Below are 19097 nucleotides of genomic sequence, written 5' to 3' on the forward strand. Positions count from 1 at the left end.
TCTTCTAGTTCAGACTGAATAAACTATTGCCGGCACTTTTTACCGCCCTCGTGCCGGCTATTCCAAACTGCTTTGAAAACTGACCGCTCTTTAGCTTACTTCAAAAATGCCGCATGATAGGCAATATGCTCGCCAATAAAACTGGCGATGAAGTAATAGCTGTGATCATAGCCTTTATGGAAGCGCACATCGACTGGCTGACTTGCCACTCGACAGGTTTCGATAAAATCTTCGGTACGCAATTGTGTCGGTAAAAACTCATCTTCCAAGCCCTGCTCAATGCGCATACCTTGCACTTTATAGCCTTGTTGAATGAGAGAGCTGGCATCATATTGCTGCCATTTTTCACGATCTTCCCCTAAATAGGCAGAAAAGGCTTTTTCTCCCCAAGGCACAAGGCTTGGCGACAAAATGGGCGAAAAGGCAGAAACACTTTGATAACGTTCCCGATTTCGCAGTGCCAATACCAATGCACCGTGTCCGCCCATTGAATGTCCCATAATGGAACGTTTGCCGTTGGTAGGGAAATTTGCTTCAATCAAATCAGGCAATTCATTCAAGATATAATCATACATTTGATAATTCGTCGCCCAAGGCTGCTCGGTCGCATTAAGATAAAAGCCCGCTCCCTGCCCTAAATCGTAAGCCGCATCGTTCGGCACTTGCTCTCCACGAGGGCTAGTATCAGGCGCAACCACAATCACTTGATGTTCTGCCGCATAACGCTGGAAGCCTGATTTAGTAATGAAATTTTGTTCAGTACAAGTTAAGCCAGAAAGCCAATAAATCACGCCAAGCGGTCGATTTTCTGGATTATTTGGCAAATAGACGGCAAATTTCATTTCACATTGAAGCGTTTGGGCATTATGTGCCCAAACTTGCTGCGAACCGCCAAAAATTTGATGTTGTTCAATCAGTTTCATAGCGTACCTTAGTAGTGAATAACAGTACGGATTGATTTACCTTCGTGCATTAATTCAAAGGCTTCATTAATTTGATCAAGTGGCATTGTGTGAGTCACAAACGGTTCTAACTGGATGTCGCCTTTCATTGAATCTTCCACCATTTGCGGAAGTTCAGAGCGACCTTTCACGCCACCAAATGCCGAGCCTTTCCAAACACGACCTGTTACCAATTGGAACGGACGCGTTGAAATTTCTTGTCCTGCACCCGCTACGCCGATGATAATGGATTGTCCCCAGCCACGGTGAGCACTTTCTAATGCTTGACGCATTACGTTTACATTACCGATACATTCAAAGGTATGGTCAATGCCCCATTTATTAATATCTAACAACACATCTTTGATCGGCTTATCGTAATCATTAGGGTTTAAACAATCCGTTGCACCAAACTGTTTTGCCAACTCAAATTTTGCAGGATTGGTATCAATGGCGATAATGCGACCTGCTTTGGCTTGACGCGCACCTTGCACCACCGCCAAACCAATCGCCCCCAAGCCAAACACGGCAACAGAGTCGCCTTCTTGTACTTTTGCTGTATTATGTACCGCACCAATACCTGTGGTAACGCCGCAGCCGAGCAAACACACTTGTTCGTGGTTCGCTTCAGGGTTGATTTTCGCCAGTGAAACTTCCGCAACAACTGAGTATTCACTGAAGGTTGAACAGCCCATATAGTGATAGATCGGCTGACCTTGATAAGAAAAACGTGTCGTGCAATCAGGCATTAAGCCTTTACCTTGCGTGTCACGCACTGAGACGCATAAGTTGGTTTTACCCGAGCGGCAAAACTCACATTCGCCACATTCAGCAGTATAAAGAGGAATGACGTGATCGCCCGGTTTTACGCTTAACACACCTTCGCCAACCGCAACAACCACACCCGCACCTTCGTGTCCTAGCACCACAGGGAATACCCCTTCAGGATCGCTTCCTGATAACGTAAACGCATCAGTATGGCAAACGCCCGTGTGAGTGTTGCGGATTAACACTTCGCCTTTGCGTGGCATTTCTACGTCGATTTCTACAATTTGTAAGGGTTGATTTGGGGCGAATGCCACCGCCGCACGAGATTTGATGGTTGAATTGATTTGTTTAATTTCCATTGTTTTTCCTCTTAATTCATTGACAAATTTGCCTTGCCTAAGCAAGATAGCATCAGTTTACACTTTAGAGCTCACTCTAAAGCAAGTGTTTTTTTATCATTTTTGTTTAAAGGGAATAAAAAGTGACTTACACCACCGCTAAAGCTGCTGAAAAAATAGGCATTTCCGCCTACACCTTACGCTTTTATGACAAAGAAGGCTTGTTACCTAATGTCGGACGTGATGAATACGGTAATCGCCGTTTTACCGACAAGGATTTGCAATGGTTGAGTTTATTAAAATGCTTGAAAAATACAGGAATGCGCTTAAAAGACATCAAACGCTTTGCGGAATGCACCATCATTGGCGACGATACTATTGAAGAACGCCTTTCCTTATTTGAAAATCAAACAAAAAATGTAAAATGTCAAATTGCCGAATTAAAACGTTATTTAGATTTGCTTGAATACAAATTAGCGTTTTACCAAAAAGCGAAAGCACTAGGCTCGGTAAAAGCTGTGAATTTACCGCAAATTCCTGAAACGAGCTAAAAGGATAAAAGTGCTCACATCACAGAATTAGAAGAAAAATACAATTTTTAGAGATAGATAAATTTTAACTTTTTTATTACATAAATAAGTTAAAAATCAGGTTTTGTGATCAAGATCAGGATAACATAAAAATAATCTCCGATAGCTATTGTTCTAAATGGCTAAAAAGAGTATATTCCGAGCCAAATTTTTTCTTTTTTACAGAACGGAGTTTATTATGTTTGGTTTATCCCCCGCTCAACTGATTATTTTATTAGTCGTTATTTTATTGATTTTTGGCACGAAAAAATTAAGAAATGCTGGCTCAGATCTTGGCGCAGCAGTGAAAGGTTTCAAAAAGGCGATGAAAGAAGATGAAAAAGTAAAAGATGCGGAATTTAAGTCTATAGATAATGAAACAGCGTCTGCAAAAAAAGAAAATATAAAAGAGAAAGAACAGGCTTAATCCGTGTTTGATATTGGTTTTTCAGAACTTATTTTACTAATGGTTTTAGGATTGGTTGTATTAGGCCCGAAACGTTTGCCTATAGCAATTCGCACTGTAATGGATTGGGTAAAAACAATTCGTGGTTTAGCTGCTAACGTTCAAAATGAGTTGAAACAAGAGCTAAAATTGCAAGAATTACAAGATAGTATTAAAAAAGCGGAATCCCTTAACTTGCAAGCCCTTTCACCAGAATTGAGTAAAACGGTGGAAGAATTAAAAGCTCAAGCAGATAAGATGAAAGCGGAGCTAGAAGATAAAGCAGCTCAAGCTGGTACAACGGTGGAAGATCAAATCAAAGAAATCAAAAGTGCGGCTGAAAATGCAGAAAAACCTCAAAATGCAATCTCAGTTGAGGAGGCTGCAGAAACTTTATCTGAAGCAGAAAAAACACCTACAGATTTGACCGCACTTGAAACTCACGAGAAAGTAGAACTGAACACACATTTATCTAGCTATTATCCTCCTGATGATATTGAAATCGCTCCAGCGTCAAAATCTCAATCTTCAAAAACTAAATCATAGCGAGTTTTTATGAGTAATGTGGATGAATCTCAACCTTTAATTACGCACCTTGTTGAACTAAGAAACCGTTTATTACGCTGTGTGATTTGTGTAGTGTTGGTTTTTGTTGCTTTGGTGTATTTTTCCAATGATATTTATCATTTTGTTGCTGCACCTTTAACGGCTGTTATGCCAAAAGGCACAACAATGATTGCAACCAATATTCAAACGCCTTTCTTTACGCCAATTAAATTAACTGCGATTGTTGCAATTTTTATTTCTGTCCCTTATTTGCTTTATCAAATTTGGGCTTTTATTGCACCTGCTTTATATCAGCACGAAAAACGGATGATTTATCCGTTGTTATTTTCCAGTACGATTTTATTTTATTGCGGTGTTGCTTTTGCTTACTATGTCGTCTTTCCTCTTGTATTCAGCTTCTTTACACAAACAGCCCCAGAAGGCGTTACCATCGCAACAGATATTAGTAGTTATTTAGATTTTGCTTTAGCGTTATTTTTAGCTTTTGGCGTTTGTTTTGAAGTGCCAATTGCGATTATTCTACTTTGCTGGACTGGTATTACCACTGTAAAGGCTCTTTCCGAAAAACGCCCTTATATTATTGTTGCGGCATTTTTTATTGGAATGCTTTTAACGCCTCCTGATGTTTTTTCACAAACTTTGCTTGCCATACCGATGTGCTTGCTGTTTGAGCTCGGTCTATTGGTCGCTCGATTTTATCAACCAAAAGACGACGAAAGTGCGGTTAAAAATAATGATGAATCAGAAAAAACACAATGATGAACTGAATTGTTAATCGTATGGGGGCTTTGCCCCCGTTTTTATTATATTGATATAACCCTAATTTTTTTTCATAAAACATATTTTCGTAGTGATTTACTAGAAATATGATTTGTAGTCTGCTCTATATTTTTATTGAAAATATCATTACCTGATGGTTTTCTGTCGTTTTTTATTTTTTATCTAATAAATACGATATTTTTTAGATAATTTCTTTACTTTTTCCTTTTCTTTAAATTTCCTTTATAAAAATGGTTGCAAGATTAAATTAGCCATTGCATATTGTCTATGCGCTTCACGAGGCGTATACAATAAAAATACAATACACACAACATCAACAAAGAGGGAAATTCATTATGTCAAAAGTTGCTTCCTTAGACGCATTTTTAACAAAAGTTGCTCAACGCGATGGTTATCAACCTGAATTTTTACAAGCGGTTCGCGAGGTATTCACATCAATTTGGCCTTTTTTAGAAGCCAATCCTAAATATCGTTCAGAAGCATTATTAGAACGTTTAGTTGAGCCTGAACGTGCATTTCAATTCCGTGTGGCGTGGACTGACGATAAAGGGCAAGTGCAAGTAAACAGAGCATTTCGCGTACAATTTAATAGTGCCATAGGCCCATTTAAAGGGGGAATGCGTTTCCATCCATCAGTAAACTTATCTATCTTAAAATTCTTAGGTTTTGAGCAAATCTTTAAAAATGCTTTAACAACATTGCCTATGGGCGGGGCAAAAGGCGGTTCAGATTTTGATCCTAAAGGCAAATCTGATGCTGAAGTTATGCGTTTTTGCCAAGCATTAATGGCTGAACTTTATCGTCACGTAGGAGCTGATACAGATGTTCCCGCAGGCGATATAGGCGTCGGTGGGCGCGAAGTTGGCTATTTAGCTGGCTATATGAAAAAATTATCAAACCAATCAGCCTGTGTTTTCACTGGTCGCGGTCTTTCTTTCGGTGGTAGTTTAATTCGTCCGGAAGCAACGGGATATGGATTAATTTATTTTGCTCAAGCAATGCTTGCTGAAAAAGGCGATAGTTTTGCAGGTAAAGTAGTTTCAGTTTCTGGTTCTGGTAATGTAGCACAATACGCTATTGAAAAAGCATTATCTCTTGGTGCAAAAGTAGTAACTTGTTCTGATTCATCAGGTTATGTTTATGATCCAAATGGATTTACTACTGAAAAATTAGCCGCACTTTTCGATATTAAAAATACAAAACGTGGGCGTGTGAAAGATTATGCGGAACAGTTTGGTTTACAATATTTTGAAGGTAAACGCCCTTGGGAAGTGCAAGTTGATATTGCGCTTCCTTGTGCAACTCAAAATGAGTTAGAACTTTCTGATGCACAACTTTTAATCAAAAATGGTGTGAAATTAGTGGCTGAAGGTGCCAATATGCCAACAACAATTGAAGCAACAGAAGCATTACTCGCTGCAAATGTATTATTTGGGCCAGGTAAAGCAGCTAATGCTGGTGGAGTCGCAACTTCTGGTTTAGAAATGGCGCAAAGTTCACAACGTTTATATTGGACAGCGGAAGAAGTGGACGCTCAATTACATCGCATTATGTTAGATATTCACACAAACTGTAAAAAATACGGCACAATTGAAGGTCAAGAAAACATTAACTATGTTGTTGGTGCAAATGTAGCAGGTTTTGTTAAGGTGGCTGATGCTATGTTGGCTCAAGGCGTTTATTAACAGATAAAAAAGTTAAACTAAATAACCGCACTGTAATAAAGTGCGGTTATTTTTTAGGATGAAATTTGAATATAAAAAAGGCGACATTTTGTCGCCTTAGATATTATTTATTTTGAATTGTTTTCGTCACAATGATTAATATCACTGCATTTTCCGTAAAGATATACGTTATGCGTTTTTAATTTTATGCCGTATTTTTCGCTGATTTCACGCTGACGTTGTTCAATAATGTTATCAGTAAATTCAAATACTTTGCCGCAATCTTCACAAATAATATGATCGTGATGTTCTGTTGGAGCAAGCTCAAAAACGGATTTATTTCCCTCAAAATTATGACGGATTACAATATGCGCTTCATCAAATTGATTAAGCACACGATAAACTGTGGCTAATCCAATTTCACTACCTTGTTCCAGCAAAATTTTATAAACATCTTCTGCAGAAAAATGTTCATTTTTATGATTTTGCATTAAAGTGAGGATAGTTAGGCGAGGCTCTGTAATTTTTAATCCTGCTTTTTTGAGTAATTTAATATTTTCTTCAGACATAATTTTTCTTCCTATTATGCAAAAATGTTAAGCCAATTCAGCTAAACACATTTCATCATAAATTTGTTTACACCATTTTTCTACACGCTCTGCGGTAAGCTCTGGCTGGCGATCTTCATCAATACATAATCCGATGAAAGTGTCATCTTCCAATAAGGCTTTTGAAGCTTCAAAATTATAGCCTTCTGTTGGCCAATTTCCTACCACAATTGCACCGTGTGGCTCTATAATATCGCGTACAGTTCCGATAGCATCACAGAAATAATCCGCATAATCTTCTTGATCGCCACAGCCAAAAATACCTACAAGCTTATCTGTAAAATCGATTTCTTCGAGTGTTGGAAAAAAATCATCCCAGTCTGCTTGTGCTTCGCCGTAATACCAAGTTGGGATACCGAAAAGCAAGAAATCGTATGCTTCAATATCCTCTTTGCTACTTTTGGCAATATCACGAATATCAATTAAATCGCTACCTAATTGTTTTTGGATTTGTTTTGCGATGTTTTCAGTATTTCCAGTATCACTACCATAAAAAAGACCAACTATTGCCATTTTTATTTCCTTTTATATTAAATTTAATCTATTGATTATAAGACTTATCCAAATTCGGCGAACTATATCATAAAAGCATTCTCACTTAAACCACTTAATTCTTATTTAGAAATCGTTTAATTGCACGAATAACAAAATCAGGTTTTTCGGCGTGAACCCAGTGTCCACTCCCATTAATCGTAAAGGCAGTTGCATTAGGAAATTGTTCTAGAATTTTTTCGCTATTTTCTATTTTTATATAAGAGGAATTTCCACCCTTAATAAAAAGAGTTGGCGTAAATACACGTACCTTTTCCCAATCCATAATATCGGCATAATTGTTAAAAAGCGCGGTAAGATTAAAACGAAAACAATCAGCTGAATTAACATCAAAAGATTTCAACATAAATTGTACAACGTCTTCATCATTAATTTCTTGTTTTAAAATCGGTTTGGTTTGCTGACGATTTTTAGGCTTTGCATTTTTTACCGCAAATAGGCCATTAAACACATCTTTATGACCAAATCCTTCATAAGGCAGAGGGGACATATCAATTACGATTAATTTTTCGACTAATTCTGGGCAAAGTGCGGTGATTTTCATGGCGGTTTTTCCACCCATAGAATGACCAATTAATATCACTTTGGATAAACTTAAGTGGCGGATTACCTCGATAACATCTTCAGCCATCAGTTGATAATTCATTTTTTCCGAATGAAAACTATGGCCGTGATTGCGTAAATCAATACGTAAAATACTGTAATGTTTACTAAAAGCTCTTGCGATAACGCCGAGATTATCCATATCGCCGAATAAACCGTGAATAAAAATTAAAACAGGCGTATTAATCGTTTGTTTTACTTGATGAAATTGATAATTGAGTAATGATTTTACCATAATTTTTACGTGAGAATTTGTAAAGAAGTCGTTATAATTGAAAAAATTCTAGCAAACAGAGAGATAAAAATGAAGATCATTGAAGTAGATGAAGAATTATACCAGTATATTGCGAGCCAAACCCGCTCTATTGGGGAAAGTGCTTCGGATATTTTACGTCGTTTGCTTAGTTTACCTGTGCATACTTCAAGTGTTGATGATTTAGTTGTTACTTCAGCAGAAACTAACAAATCCGCAGATCAAAAGCCAGAACAGGCTATTAATGTGAAAGAAGTAAATATCAAAACAACAAAAAAGCAATCAATAAACGCAATTAATCAGATAGTAGAAAAAGTCCAAACTTTATTAAATTCAGATGAATTCAAAGAAGAAAGTAAGGCGGTGGTGCGTTTCTTAGCGATTTTACGTGTGCTTTATCGTACAAATCCTGAAAGTTTTGCTCAAGCCACAGAATCTTTACAGGGACGTACACGGGTTTATTTTGCTCGTGATGAAGCGACATTATTAATGGCTGGCAATCATACAAAACCAAAACAAATTCCAGATACGCCTTATTGGGTTATTACCAATACAAATAGTGGACGAAAAATGTTGATGCTAGAAGGCGCAATGCAATCTATGGAATTACCTGAAACATTGATTGATGAAGTACGATCATATTTCACGGTAAATTAATAATGTATCCTTGGCAACATTTTGCTATTCAACCTGATTTCTCAGATAAAATCGCTTTACGTACTACGCAGAGCGATACGCTTACTTGGATAGAATTAACTACAAAGATTAACCAAACGGTGGCTTTTTTACAAAAAAAAGGAGTAAATGCGGAAAGTGCGGTTGCTTTTGTGGGAAAAAATTCAGAGAAAATTTTATTTTTATATCTAGCTACAATTCAGCTTGGTGCAAAAGTTTTAGGCATAAACCCTGCTTTTCCACAAGAAAAAATTGCAAAATTATGTGAGTTTTATCAAATTGATTTTTGTTTTTATGATAAAGATTTACTAAATTTGCAAGAAATTGGTGTTTTTACACAAAAAGCCGATTTTTTTCGTCCTGCGACGATGACGCTCACGTCTGGCTCGACAGGTTTACCAAAAGCAGTTGTGCATAATGTCCAAGCGCATTTGGATAATGCAAAAGGGGTATGTAACTTAATGAAGTTTGATTGTAATCAATCTTGGTTACTTTCATTACCCTTATATCACGTTTCAGGGCAAGGTATTGTTTGGCGTTGGTTATATTGCGGTGCACAATTACATTTCCCAGAAGATGATTTTTATGCTTCATTATTAAAGACGACCCACGTTTCTCTTGTGCCAACGCAATTACAGCGTTTATTAGATTATTTACAGGAAAATCCGAGCATTTCATTTGCTACACGCCATATTTTACTTGGTGGCACGCATATTCCAACAGAACTTACACAAAATATGGTGAAATATGACATTAAAACTTATTCTGGTTATGGAATGACGGAAATGGCTTCGACAGTTTTTGCTAAAAAATCTGACGGAAAACAAGGCGTAGGGCAACCGCTCTTAGGTAGAGAGTATTGTTTAGTAAATGATGAAATTTGGCTGAAAGGTGCAGGTTTGGCGATGGGGTATTGGAAAGATCGACAAATTGTTCCATTAACGAATAACCAAGGCTGGATTCAGACAAAAGATAAAGGCATTTGGCAAGAGGGCGAACTTGTTATTATCGGACGACTTGATAATATGTTTATTTCAGGTGGCGAAAATATTCAGCCAGAAGAAATTGAACAAGTGATTATTCAACATTCTTCAGTTAATCAAGTGTTTGTTTTACCACAAAAAAACAAAGAATTTGGTCAGCGTCCTGTCGCTTTAGTGGATTTTAATGAACCCTTTAGCAAAAGTGCGGTTGAAAATTTAATGTTTTTTTTACAAGATAAACTTGCACGTTTTAAACAACCTATTGCATATTATTCTTTGCCACTGATGCTTGAGAAAGGCATTAAGATCTCACGTAAACAGCTTGCTGATTGGTTGGCAAAGCGAGATGAGATAAATTAATTTACCATTTAGATTAGGGAAAAATAATGATTAGGAAACTTATGAAAATACCTCCATTTTTTACCGCACTTTTTGCCTCGGCAATGTTTACCCTTAGCGTTTCGCAAGGGGTATTGGCGGCAAATTCAACAAATGTATTACCAACGGAGCAATCGCTTAAAGCCGATTTGGCTAACGCTCAAAAAATGAGTGAGGGGGAAGCAAAAAATAGGTTGTTAGCAGAATTACAAACATCAATTGATTTATTGCAGCAAATTCAAGCTCAACAAAAAATCAATGATGCATTGCAAACAACATTAAGCCATTCAGAGAGTGAAATTAGAAAGAATAATGCAGAAATTCAAGCATTAAAAAAACAAGAAACGGCAACAAGTACTGATGATAATGCACAATCACAGGACTATTTACAAAATAGTCTCACTAAGTTAAATGATCAATTACAAGATACGCAAAACGCATTAAGCACAGCAAATGCACAATTGGCAGGGCAAAGTTCTATTTCTGAACGAGCACAAGCGGCATTAACAGAAAATGTTGTACGCACACAGCAAATCAATCAACAATTAGCCAATAATAATATTGGTAGCACATTGCGAAAACAATATCAGATTGAATTACAACTGATTGATTTAAAGAATAGTTATAATCAAAACTTATTAAAAAATAATGATCAGCTTTCTTTACTCTATCAAAGCCGTTATGACCTATTGAATTTACGTTTGCAAGTACAGCAGCAAAATATTATTGCGATCCAAGAAGTCATTAATCAAAAAAATCTTCAGCAATCACAAAATCAAGTAGAACAAGCTCAGCAACAGCAAAAAACTGTGCAAAATGATTACATTCAAAAAGAACTTGATCGCAATGCACAGCTTGGTCAGTATTTATTAAAACAAACAGAAAAAGCGAATTCATTAACTCAAGATGAGTTAAGAATGCGGAATATTTTAGATAGCCTCACTCAAACTCAACGTACTATTGATGAACAAATTAGTGCATTACAAGGCACGTTAGTTCTTTCACGTATTATCCAGCAACAAAAACAAAAATTACCGACTAACTTAAATATTCAAGGTTTATCAAAACAAATTGCCGATTTGCGTGTACATATTTTTGACATTACTCAAAAACGCAATGAACTTTATGATCTAGATAACTATATTAATAAAGTTGAAAGTGAAGATGGAAAACAATTTACTGAGGCAGAAAGAACGCAAGTTAAAACGCTATTAACTGAGCGTCGGAAAATGACATCTGATCTGATTAAATCTTTAAATAATCAATTAAATCTCGCGATTTCTTTGGAATTAACACAGCTGCAAATTACACAAATCAGTGATCAAATTCAATCTAAATTAGAGCAGCAAAGTTTTTGGGTGAAAAGTAATAATCCTATTAATTTAGATTGGGTAAAAATGCTGCCAAGAGCTTTAATTGAACAGTTTAATGGTATGTTGAAAAAATTAGGTTTTCCAACTAATTATGACAATTTACCTTATTTGCTGATGTATTTCTTAGGGTTATTTATTGTAGGCGGTGCAATTTTTAAATTTAAAAATCGTATTAAACAACAATTAAACAAAATTAATCGTGAAATACATCGTTTAGATACAGATAGTCAGTGGAGTACTCCACTTGCCCTGTTATTAACAGCGTTTTTAACGCTTTCTAGTACACTTTGGTTTTTAGCAGTTTGCCAAATGATCGGCTTCTTTTTCTTCAAAAATCCAGAAGAATTTTGGCATTGGTCATTTAGTATGGCGGGTTATTGGTGGTTCTTTACATTTTGGATTTCATTGTTCCGTCCAAATGGTATTTTTGTTAATCATTTTGAATCTTCAAAAGAGAATGCACAACGTTTTCGTGGTGTTATCCAGCGCATTATTATTGTGGTTGTATTGCTTTTAAATACTTCTGTGTTTAGCAATGTCACTGATGCAGGTTTAGCTAATGATGTGTTAGGTCAAATTAATACTATTGCGGCTCTAATTTTCTGTGCGGCGATTATTGCCCCTCGTTTTAATCGAGTACTTCGTTCTTATGAACCTGAAACAAATAAACATCATTGGTTAATAAGAATTGTACAAATTGGTTTGAGATTAATTCCTGTGGGATTAATCGTACTTATTGTTTTAGGCTATTACTACACCGCTTTAAATTTAATTGAACATTTTATTCATTCTTATATTGCTTGGTGTGTATGGTGGTTAGTACGCAATACGATTTACCGTGGTATTACGGTTTCTTCTCGTCGTTTAGCACATCGCCGTTTAGCAGAAAAACGTCGTCAAAAAGCACTTGAAAATAATTATGAAAATATATCCTCTGATGATGTGGTTGCAGTGGGAGAGCCAGAGGAAAGTTTGGCGTTAAATGATGTGCGTAGCCAATTATTACGTTTTGTAGATCTCTTTATTTGGACAGCATTATTAGGGATTTTCTACTATGTATGGTCAGATTTAGTCACCGTAGTGAGCTATTTACGTGAAATTACACTTTGGCAACAAACCACGACAACCGATGCTGGCACTGTAATGGAAAGCATTACTTTATTTAATCTTCTTGTTGCTTTGGTTATCGTAGGAATTACTTATGTGTTGGTTCGTAATATTTCAGGCATTTTGGAAGTATTAATTTTCTCTCGCGTGAATCTTTCACAAGGTACGCCTTATACGATTACGACACTACTTACTTATATTTTTATCGCCATTGGTGGTGCGTGGGCATTTGCAACCTTAGGGATGTCTTGGTCAAAATTACAATGGTTATTCGCCGCACTTTCTGTTGGTCTTGGTTTTGGTATGCAAGAGATTTTTGCAAACTTTGTGTCAGGTATCATTTTGTTATTTGAACGCCCAATCCGAGTTGGCGATGTGGTTACCATTAATGAAGTGAGCGGTACTGTAGCGAAAATTCGTATCCGTGCAATTACATTGATTGATTTTGATCGCAAAGAAGTGATTGTGCCAAATAAATCTTTTGTGACAGGTCAAGTGACCAACTGGGCATTATCTAACACTATGACACGTTTAGTGATTAGCGTTGGTGTTGCTTATGGTTCTGATTTAACACTCGTGCGCCAATTATTACTTAAAGCAGCTGATGAACAGCCGACTATTTTACGCGATCCTAAACCATCTGCTTATTTTTTAACTTTTGGTGCAAGTACACTGGATCACGAGTTACGTGTTTATGTAGAACAAGTTGGGGATCGCACCAGTACTACAGATGCTCTTAATCGCCGTATTAATGAATTATTTGCAGAACATAATATTGATATTGCCTTTAATCAATTAGATGTATTTATCAAAAATAATGATACAGGCGAAGAAATTCCTTTCGTTGATGTAAAAAAATAAGGGGAAATTATGGCTGGTAATACAATTGGACAACTTTTCCGTGTGACAACCTTTGGGGAGTCACATGGTATTGCATTAGGCTGTATCGTTGATGGCGTGCCACCAAATCTCGAATTATCCGAGAAAGATATTCAGCCAGATCTAGATCGCCGTAAACCAGGAACATCTCGATATACTACGCCTCGTCGTGAAGATGACGAAGTTCAAATTTTATCTGGTGTGTTTGAAGGAAAAACCACAGGCACAAGTATTGGGATGATCATTAAAAATGGTGATCAGCGTTCGCAAGATTATGGCGAGATTAAAGATCGTTTCCGCCCAGGTCATGCGGATTTTACCTATCAGCAAAAGTATGGAATCCGTGATTATCGTGGCGGTGGGCGTTCGTCAGCACGTGAAACAGCGATGCGGGTTGCTGCTGGGGCTATTGCAAAAAAATATTTACGCAAACATTTTGGCATTGAGGTGCGAGGTTTTTTAAGCCAAATCGGTAATATAAAAATTGCTCCGCAGAAAGTGGGACAAATTGATTGGGAAAAGGTAAACAGCAATCCATTCTTTTGTCCTGATGAAAGTGCGGTAGAAAAATTCGATGAATTAATCCGTGAACTTAAAAAAGAAGGAGATTCTATTGGCGCAAAACTTACTGTTATTGCAGAAAATGTACCTGTAGGATTGGGCGAGCCAGTATTTGACCGTTTAGATGCCGATCTTGCTCACGTATTAATGGGAATTAATGCAGTAAAAGGTGTAGAAATTGGCGATGGCTTTGCTGTGGTTGAACAACGAGGTTCGGAACATCGTGATGAAATGACACCTAATGGCTTTGAAAGTAATCATGCAGGCGGTATTTTAGGCGGAATTAGTTCAGGACAGCCAATTATCGCCACTATTGCACTAAAACCAACTTCAAGCATTACGATTCCTGGTCGTTCAATCAATCTTAATGGTAAACCCGTAGAAGTTGTAACAAAAGGTCGTCACGATCCTTGTGTGGGGATTCGTGCTGTGCCAATTGCGGAAGCTATGGTGGCGATTGTCTTATTAGATCATCTCTTACGTTTTAAGGCTCAGTGTAAATAATCCTGTACCTAGGGTAGTATACTCTAGGTTAGTTCTTCAATAGGACTGAACCTAGGATATACTTACCTACAGCAAAACTTTAGAATGAATAAAATTTTATTAAAAACAACCATAATTTTTACCGCACTTTTCTCTCTGAACGTTGTTGCGTCTCCTCTAGATTGGCAAAAAGTGAAACGCCCTATTCCAAGTGAAGATGGTAAAGCAAGTCCTATTGGTAGTTATACCAACGGGTGTATTATTGGAGCGCAAGCATTACCGCCGAAAGGTGAAGGTTACCAAGTTATTCGTATGAATCGCAATCGTTATTATGGTCATCCAAATATGATTCAGTATCTTAAACGTTTGGGACAACACGTTAAAGCTGCTGGGTTGCCAACTATGTTAGTGGGCGATATTGCCATGCCGGGTGGCGGGCGTTTTTTAACGGGTCATGCTAGCCATCAGATGGGATTAGATGCGGATATTTGGTTAAGAATGGGCGAAATGTCAGACGCCGATGCGCTGAATTCTGATGGTAAGGGTTTATTAGTTGTAGATAGAAAGGCGCAACGAGTGGATGAACGAGTATGGAATAGCAATCATGCGACGTTAATCAAGTTAGCTGCGCAAGATCCAAATGTGACGCGTATTTTTGTTAATCCTGCGATTAAGGTAAAATTATGTCAAACCGCTGGCAATGATCGCAGTTGGCTACACAAAGTTCGTCCTTGGTATGGACACAACTCTCATTTTCATGTTCGTTTAACTTGCCCAGCAGATGCATCTTATTGTGAAAATCAAGCGCCTGTGCCTGCTGGTGATGGTTGTGGAGACGAATTATATTCTTGGTTTGAACCACCAAAACCAGGTACTTCAGTGAGCAAACCTAAAGTTACACCGCCTGAGCCGTTTTTGTGCCAACAGATTTTGAACTCACCCAATCGGAGTGAATGGTTAGAATAGCATTGAGGTAAATCAATATGGATATCGGCATTGATCTTTTAGCAATATTGTTTTGTGTTGGTTTTGTCGCATCATTTATTGATGCAATTGCTGGCGGTGGTGGATTAATCACCATTCCAGCGTTGCTCATGACAGGTATGTCACCAGCAATGGCGTTAGGCACCAACAAATTGCAAGCTATGGGCGGTGCATTATCCGCAAGCCTTTATTTCTTGCGAAAAAGAGCGGTCAATTTACGCGATATTTGGTTTATTTTGATTTGGGTTTTCTTAGGTTCAGCCCTAGGTACATTATTAATTCAATCAATTGACGTGGCGATTTTCAAAAAAATGCTGCCTTTTTTGATTTTAGCCATTGGTCTATATTTTTTATTTACCCCTAAATTAGGTGATGAAGATCGGAAACAACGATTAAGTTATCTGTTATTTGGTCTTTTAGTTAGCCCATTTTTAGGTTTTTATGATGGCTTCTTTGGGCCAGGGACTGGCTCAATCATGAGTTTAGCCTGTGTTACTTTGCTAGGATTTAATCTCCCGAAAGCGGCAGCACATGCAAAAGTGATGAACTTCACTTCGAACCTTGCTTCTTTTGCGCTTTTCTTATTGGGCGGACAAATTCTTTGGAAAGTGGGTTTCGTGATGATGGCTGGGAGCATTTTAGGTGCAAATTTAGGCGCCAAAATGGTAATGACGAAAGGTAAAACCTTGATTCGACCGATGGTTGTTATCATGTCTTTTATGATGACGGCTAAAATGGTTTACGATCAGGGTTGGTTTCATTTTTAATTCGGAAAGCACGCAAAAGTGCGGTTAAAATTAATTACATTTTATTATGTCGGATAATCAACAAAATTTACGTTTGACGGCGAGAGTGGGCTATGAAGCGCACTTTTCATGGTCGTATTTAAAGCCTCAATATTGGGGGATTTGGCTTGGTATTTTCTTTTTATTGTTGTTAGCATTTGTGCCTTTTCGTCTGCGCGATAAATTGACGGGAAAATTAGGTATTTGGATTGGGCATAAAGCAAAGAAACAGCGTACGCGTGCACAAACTAACTTGCAATATTGTTTCCCTCATTGGACTGAACAACAACGTGAGCAAGTGATTGATAAAATGTTTGCGGTTGTTGCACAAGTTATGTTTGGAATTGGTGAGATTGCAATCCGTTCAAAGAAACATTTGCAAAAACGAAGTGAATTTATCGGTCTTGAACATATCGAACAGGCAAAAGCTGAAGGAAAGAATATTATTCTTATGGTGCCACATGGCTGGGCGATTGATGCGTCTGGTATTATTTTGCACACTCAAGGCATGCCAATGACTTCTATGTATAATCCACACCGTAATCCATTGGTGGATTGGCTTTGGACGATTACACGCCAACGTTTCGGCGGAAAAATGCATGCGCGCCAAAATGGTATTAAACCTTTTTTAAATCATGTTCGTAAAGGCGAAATAGGTTATTACTTACCAGATGAAGATTTTGGGGCGGAACAAAGCGTATTTGTTGATTTCTTTGGGACTTATAAAGCGACATTGCCAGGGTTAAATAAAATGGCAAAACTTTCTAAAGCCGTTGTTATTCCAATGTTTCCTCGTTATAACGCTGAAACAGGCAAATATGAAATGGAAATTCATCCTGCAATGAATTTAAGTGATGATCCTGAACAATCAGCCCGAGCAATGAACGAAGAAATAGAATCTTTTGTTACGCCAGCGCCAGAGCAATATGTTTGGATTTTACAATTATTGCGTACAAGGAAAGATGGCGAAGATCTTTATGATTAGATTATTTTCTATTATCTAGAGATTTCCAAAATTGCTCGGCATACATATTTAATCTTGTATTTATTCGATAGATATATGCCTTTATTGGAATGATCAGTTCATTATCATCAAGAATAACTAGTTTATTCTGCCTTAGTTCCTCTTTTATTGAGTACTCTGGTAACCAAGCTATTCCTTGCTTGTTTAAAACCATATTTTTTAATAACTCACTCATAGAAGAAACAAAAATCGTTCTAAAATTAAGATGTGAGTAGAGATTTAGTTTTCTATTTACCAATCTTCCCATATAAGAATTTTTTGTATAATTAAGTAACGGAGTCTCTTCTTTAGAAAAAGAAAATTCAGGTTCTTTATCTTTATTTAATGCACTTACAGGATATAGATTTGATTCTAACATTTCTTTTGATAAAAAAGGTTCTTGACGTAATAGATCATCATAAAATGAAAAAATAAAATCACTTTTTCCTTCAACCAAAGTTTTTACGGTTTGATCAACATCAATTGCTTCAACGGAATAAATAAAGTTCTGGTGTGATTGACCAATATCATGAATTAACTTTGGCATTACAGATAAAGATAGAGAATGTGCAGCTGCAAAAGTTATATTCGGTTTTTTTTGTGTATTCTGCCCTAATAACTCATCAAGATTATACTGTAACTGTTTTAAAAGGTTTCTAGCTTGCGAATGAAATAATTTTCCTTCTTCTGTAAGTTGAAGTGGGACAGAGGATCTATCGAAGAGTTTTACACCAATAGATTCTTCAAGAGAAATTATTCTCCGGCTAAAAGCTGATTGCGATAAATTTCTATGTTCTGCTGCCTGTGAAAAATTGCGTGTATCTTCCAGTATTAAAAAATCTTCTAACCATTTTGTTTCAATATTTTTCATTTATTATTTCTCTCTATGCTAATTTTGCATACCTTATTCTTAAATATGTAATAGCTTATCACTTTTTGTTTTTTATCATATTGATTTAAATCATTATTTTGTTCATTTGTAATGTGCACAATTTATGCTATGCAATATTTGCATTAGTGTGCGATTTGTTGCATTTCTCTTATTTCATTAGATTTTGTTAAAAATAAATAACCCAAAGATAAATAGGAGAATTTTTCTTATGAAGAACATTATTGGTATTTTAGGTGGAATGGGACCAGCAGCAACGGCAGATATGTTTCAGAAATTTATTCAATTTACACCAGCTCATTGTGATCAAGAACATATTCCTCTTGTTATTTCGTCTATTCCTGATATTCCCGATCGTACAACTTCCATTTTGCATGGAGGAGAATCACCACTACTTGCAATGGAGGAACGCATTTATGGGTTAGAAAATGCGGGTGCTAAATGTATCCTAATTGCCTGTAATACTGCGCATTATTGGTATGATGAACTAAAAGAGAAATGTCATGTTGATATGTTAAATATTATTGATTCAACAATTAATGAAGTTCTACAAATGGGTAAAACAAAGATTGGTATTCTTGCTACTGATGCTACTTTAGCAACAAAGCTATATCAGAAAACATTAGAAAAATATGGATTAATTTGTCTTCTTCCCAATGAAGAACATCAAAAATCGGTCATGGAAAGTATTTATTTATATAAGAGCGGAGAGATTCAAAAAGCTGAAGAATTAATGTTAATACAACGTGATGAACTTATTCGTCACGGTGCAGAAGTAATTATTCTAGGGTGTACGGAAATCCCATTGATCCTAAAAAATGCAATGAGAGAGCAACCTACACTTTATGAGGATTCTACAGCAGCATTAGTTAGAGCTGCTATTCGTTGGTATCAAACTCATTGATTAAG

The 19097-nt window shown here is 36.8% G+C and carries 19 protein-coding genes; 13 read left to right on the top strand and 6 right to left on the bottom strand.

Annotated features, from left to right (window positions below; all coding sequences use genetic code 11):
- Positions 1-95: 95 nt before the first annotated feature.
- Entirely contained in the window at positions 96-923 is an 828-nt protein-coding gene (fghA, locus tag DV356_RS09070; protein ID WP_118806859.1) for an S-formylglutathione hydrolase, read from the bottom strand.
- A gap of 8 nt (positions 924-931) precedes the next feature.
- Positions 932-2068, bottom strand: coding sequence for an S-(hydroxymethyl)glutathione dehydrogenase/class III alcohol dehydrogenase (locus DV356_RS09075; protein WP_012054862.1), 1137 nt, complete (start codon positions 2066-2068; stop codon positions 932-934).
- Positions 2069-2190: 122 nt separating this feature from the next.
- Between DV356_RS09075 and DV356_RS09080 the strand changes: the two genes are divergently transcribed.
- The 5 genes from DV356_RS09080 (at position 2191) to gdhA (ending at position 6093) form a co-directional block, all read left to right on the top strand.
- Positions 2191-2598, top strand: a complete 408-nt coding sequence (locus tag DV356_RS09080; RefSeq protein ID WP_105894817.1) for a MerR family transcriptional regulator — start codon at positions 2191-2193, stop codon at positions 2596-2598.
- A 217-nt stretch (positions 2599-2815) separates the two neighbouring features.
- Positions 2816-3043 (top strand): twin-arginine translocase TatA/TatE family subunit, encoded by a 228-nt coding sequence (tatA, locus tag DV356_RS09085; RefSeq protein ID WP_005648696.1) that lies wholly within the window; start codon positions 2816-2818, stop codon positions 3041-3043.
- Positions 3044-3046: 3 nt separating this feature from the next.
- Positions 3047-3607 (top strand): Sec-independent protein translocase protein TatB, encoded by a 561-nt coding sequence (tatB, locus tag DV356_RS09090; protein WP_005658525.1) that lies wholly within the window; start codon positions 3047-3049, stop codon positions 3605-3607.
- Positions 3608-3616: 9 nt separating this feature from the next.
- Entirely contained in the window at positions 3617-4387 is a 771-nt protein-coding gene (gene tatC / locus DV356_RS09095; RefSeq protein WP_044332101.1) for a twin-arginine translocase subunit TatC, read from the top strand.
- A gap of 356 nt (positions 4388-4743) precedes the next feature.
- Entirely contained in the window at positions 4744-6093 is a 1350-nt protein-coding gene (gdhA, locus tag DV356_RS09100; protein ID WP_118806860.1) for an NADP-specific glutamate dehydrogenase, read from the top strand.
- A gap of 107 nt (positions 6094-6200) precedes the next feature.
- Here gdhA and fur read toward each other — a convergent pair whose 3' ends face one another.
- From fur to DV356_RS09115, 3 genes are all read right to left on the bottom strand, one after another.
- Positions 6201-6641: a ferric iron uptake transcriptional regulator gene (fur, locus tag DV356_RS09105; protein ID WP_118806861.1), complete on the bottom strand. Its 441-nt coding sequence runs from the start codon at positions 6639-6641 to the stop codon at positions 6201-6203.
- Positions 6642-6668: 27 nt separating this feature from the next.
- Positions 6669-7193, bottom strand: a complete 525-nt coding sequence (gene fldA, locus DV356_RS09110; RefSeq protein WP_005664331.1) for a flavodoxin FldA — start codon at positions 7191-7193, stop codon at positions 6669-6671.
- A 94-nt stretch (positions 7194-7287) separates the two neighbouring features.
- Positions 7288-8070 (bottom strand): alpha/beta fold hydrolase, encoded by a 783-nt coding sequence (locus DV356_RS09115; RefSeq protein WP_118806862.1) that lies wholly within the window; start codon positions 8068-8070, stop codon positions 7288-7290.
- 69 nt (positions 8071-8139) lie between these two features.
- Here DV356_RS09115 and seqA point away from each other — a divergent pair, with 69 nt between their 5' ends.
- From seqA to lpxM, 7 genes are all read left to right on the top strand, one after another.
- Positions 8140-8745: a replication initiation negative regulator SeqA gene (seqA, locus tag DV356_RS09120; protein ID WP_042594562.1), complete on the top strand. Its 606-nt coding sequence runs from the start codon at positions 8140-8142 to the stop codon at positions 8743-8745.
- 2 nt (positions 8746-8747) lie between these two features.
- Positions 8748-10106 (top strand): o-succinylbenzoate--CoA ligase, encoded by a 1359-nt coding sequence (menE, locus tag DV356_RS09125; RefSeq protein WP_118806863.1) that lies wholly within the window; start codon positions 8748-8750, stop codon positions 10104-10106.
- A 41-nt stretch (positions 10107-10147) separates the two neighbouring features.
- The gene (mscK, locus tag DV356_RS09130; protein ID WP_192882175.1) at positions 10148-13465 is read left to right on the top strand and encodes a mechanosensitive channel MscK; all 3318 of its coding nucleotides are present in this window, start codon (positions 10148-10150) and stop codon (positions 13463-13465) included.
- A gap of 9 nt (positions 13466-13474) precedes the next feature.
- On the top strand, positions 13475-14548 hold the full coding sequence (aroC, locus tag DV356_RS09135; protein WP_112119508.1) for a chorismate synthase: 1074 nt from the start codon (positions 13475-13477) through the stop codon (positions 14546-14548).
- 84 nt (positions 14549-14632) lie between these two features.
- Positions 14633-15493, top strand: a complete 861-nt coding sequence (mepA, locus tag DV356_RS09140) for a penicillin-insensitive murein endopeptidase (RefSeq protein WP_112119507.1) — start codon at positions 14633-14635, stop codon at positions 15491-15493.
- Positions 15494-15510: 17 nt separating this feature from the next.
- Positions 15511-16278: a TSUP family transporter gene (locus DV356_RS09145; RefSeq protein WP_112119506.1), complete on the top strand. Its 768-nt coding sequence runs from the start codon at positions 15511-15513 to the stop codon at positions 16276-16278.
- Positions 16279-16324: 46 nt separating this feature from the next.
- Entirely contained in the window at positions 16325-17281 is a 957-nt protein-coding gene (lpxM, locus tag DV356_RS09150) for a lauroyl-Kdo(2)-lipid IV(A) myristoyltransferase (RefSeq protein WP_005653851.1), read from the top strand.
- Between the two features lies 1 nt (position 17282).
- Here lpxM and hypT read toward each other — a convergent pair whose 3' ends face one another.
- Positions 17283-18170: a hypochlorite stress DNA-binding transcriptional regulator HypT gene (gene hypT / locus DV356_RS09155; RefSeq protein ID WP_005653853.1), complete on the bottom strand. Its 888-nt coding sequence runs from the start codon at positions 18168-18170 to the stop codon at positions 17283-17285.
- Between the two features lie 229 nt (positions 18171-18399).
- Here hypT and cuyB point away from each other — a divergent pair, with 229 nt between their 5' ends.
- Positions 18400-19092: a cysteate racemase gene (gene cuyB / locus DV356_RS09160; protein ID WP_005653854.1), complete on the top strand. Its 693-nt coding sequence runs from the start codon at positions 18400-18402 to the stop codon at positions 19090-19092.
- Positions 19093-19097: the final 5 nt, after the last annotated feature.

Origin of the sequence: Haemophilus influenzae, assembly GCF_003494325.1 — a bacterium.
Taxonomy (GTDB): Bacteria; Pseudomonadota; Gammaproteobacteria; order Enterobacterales; family Pasteurellaceae; genus Haemophilus; species Haemophilus influenzae_I.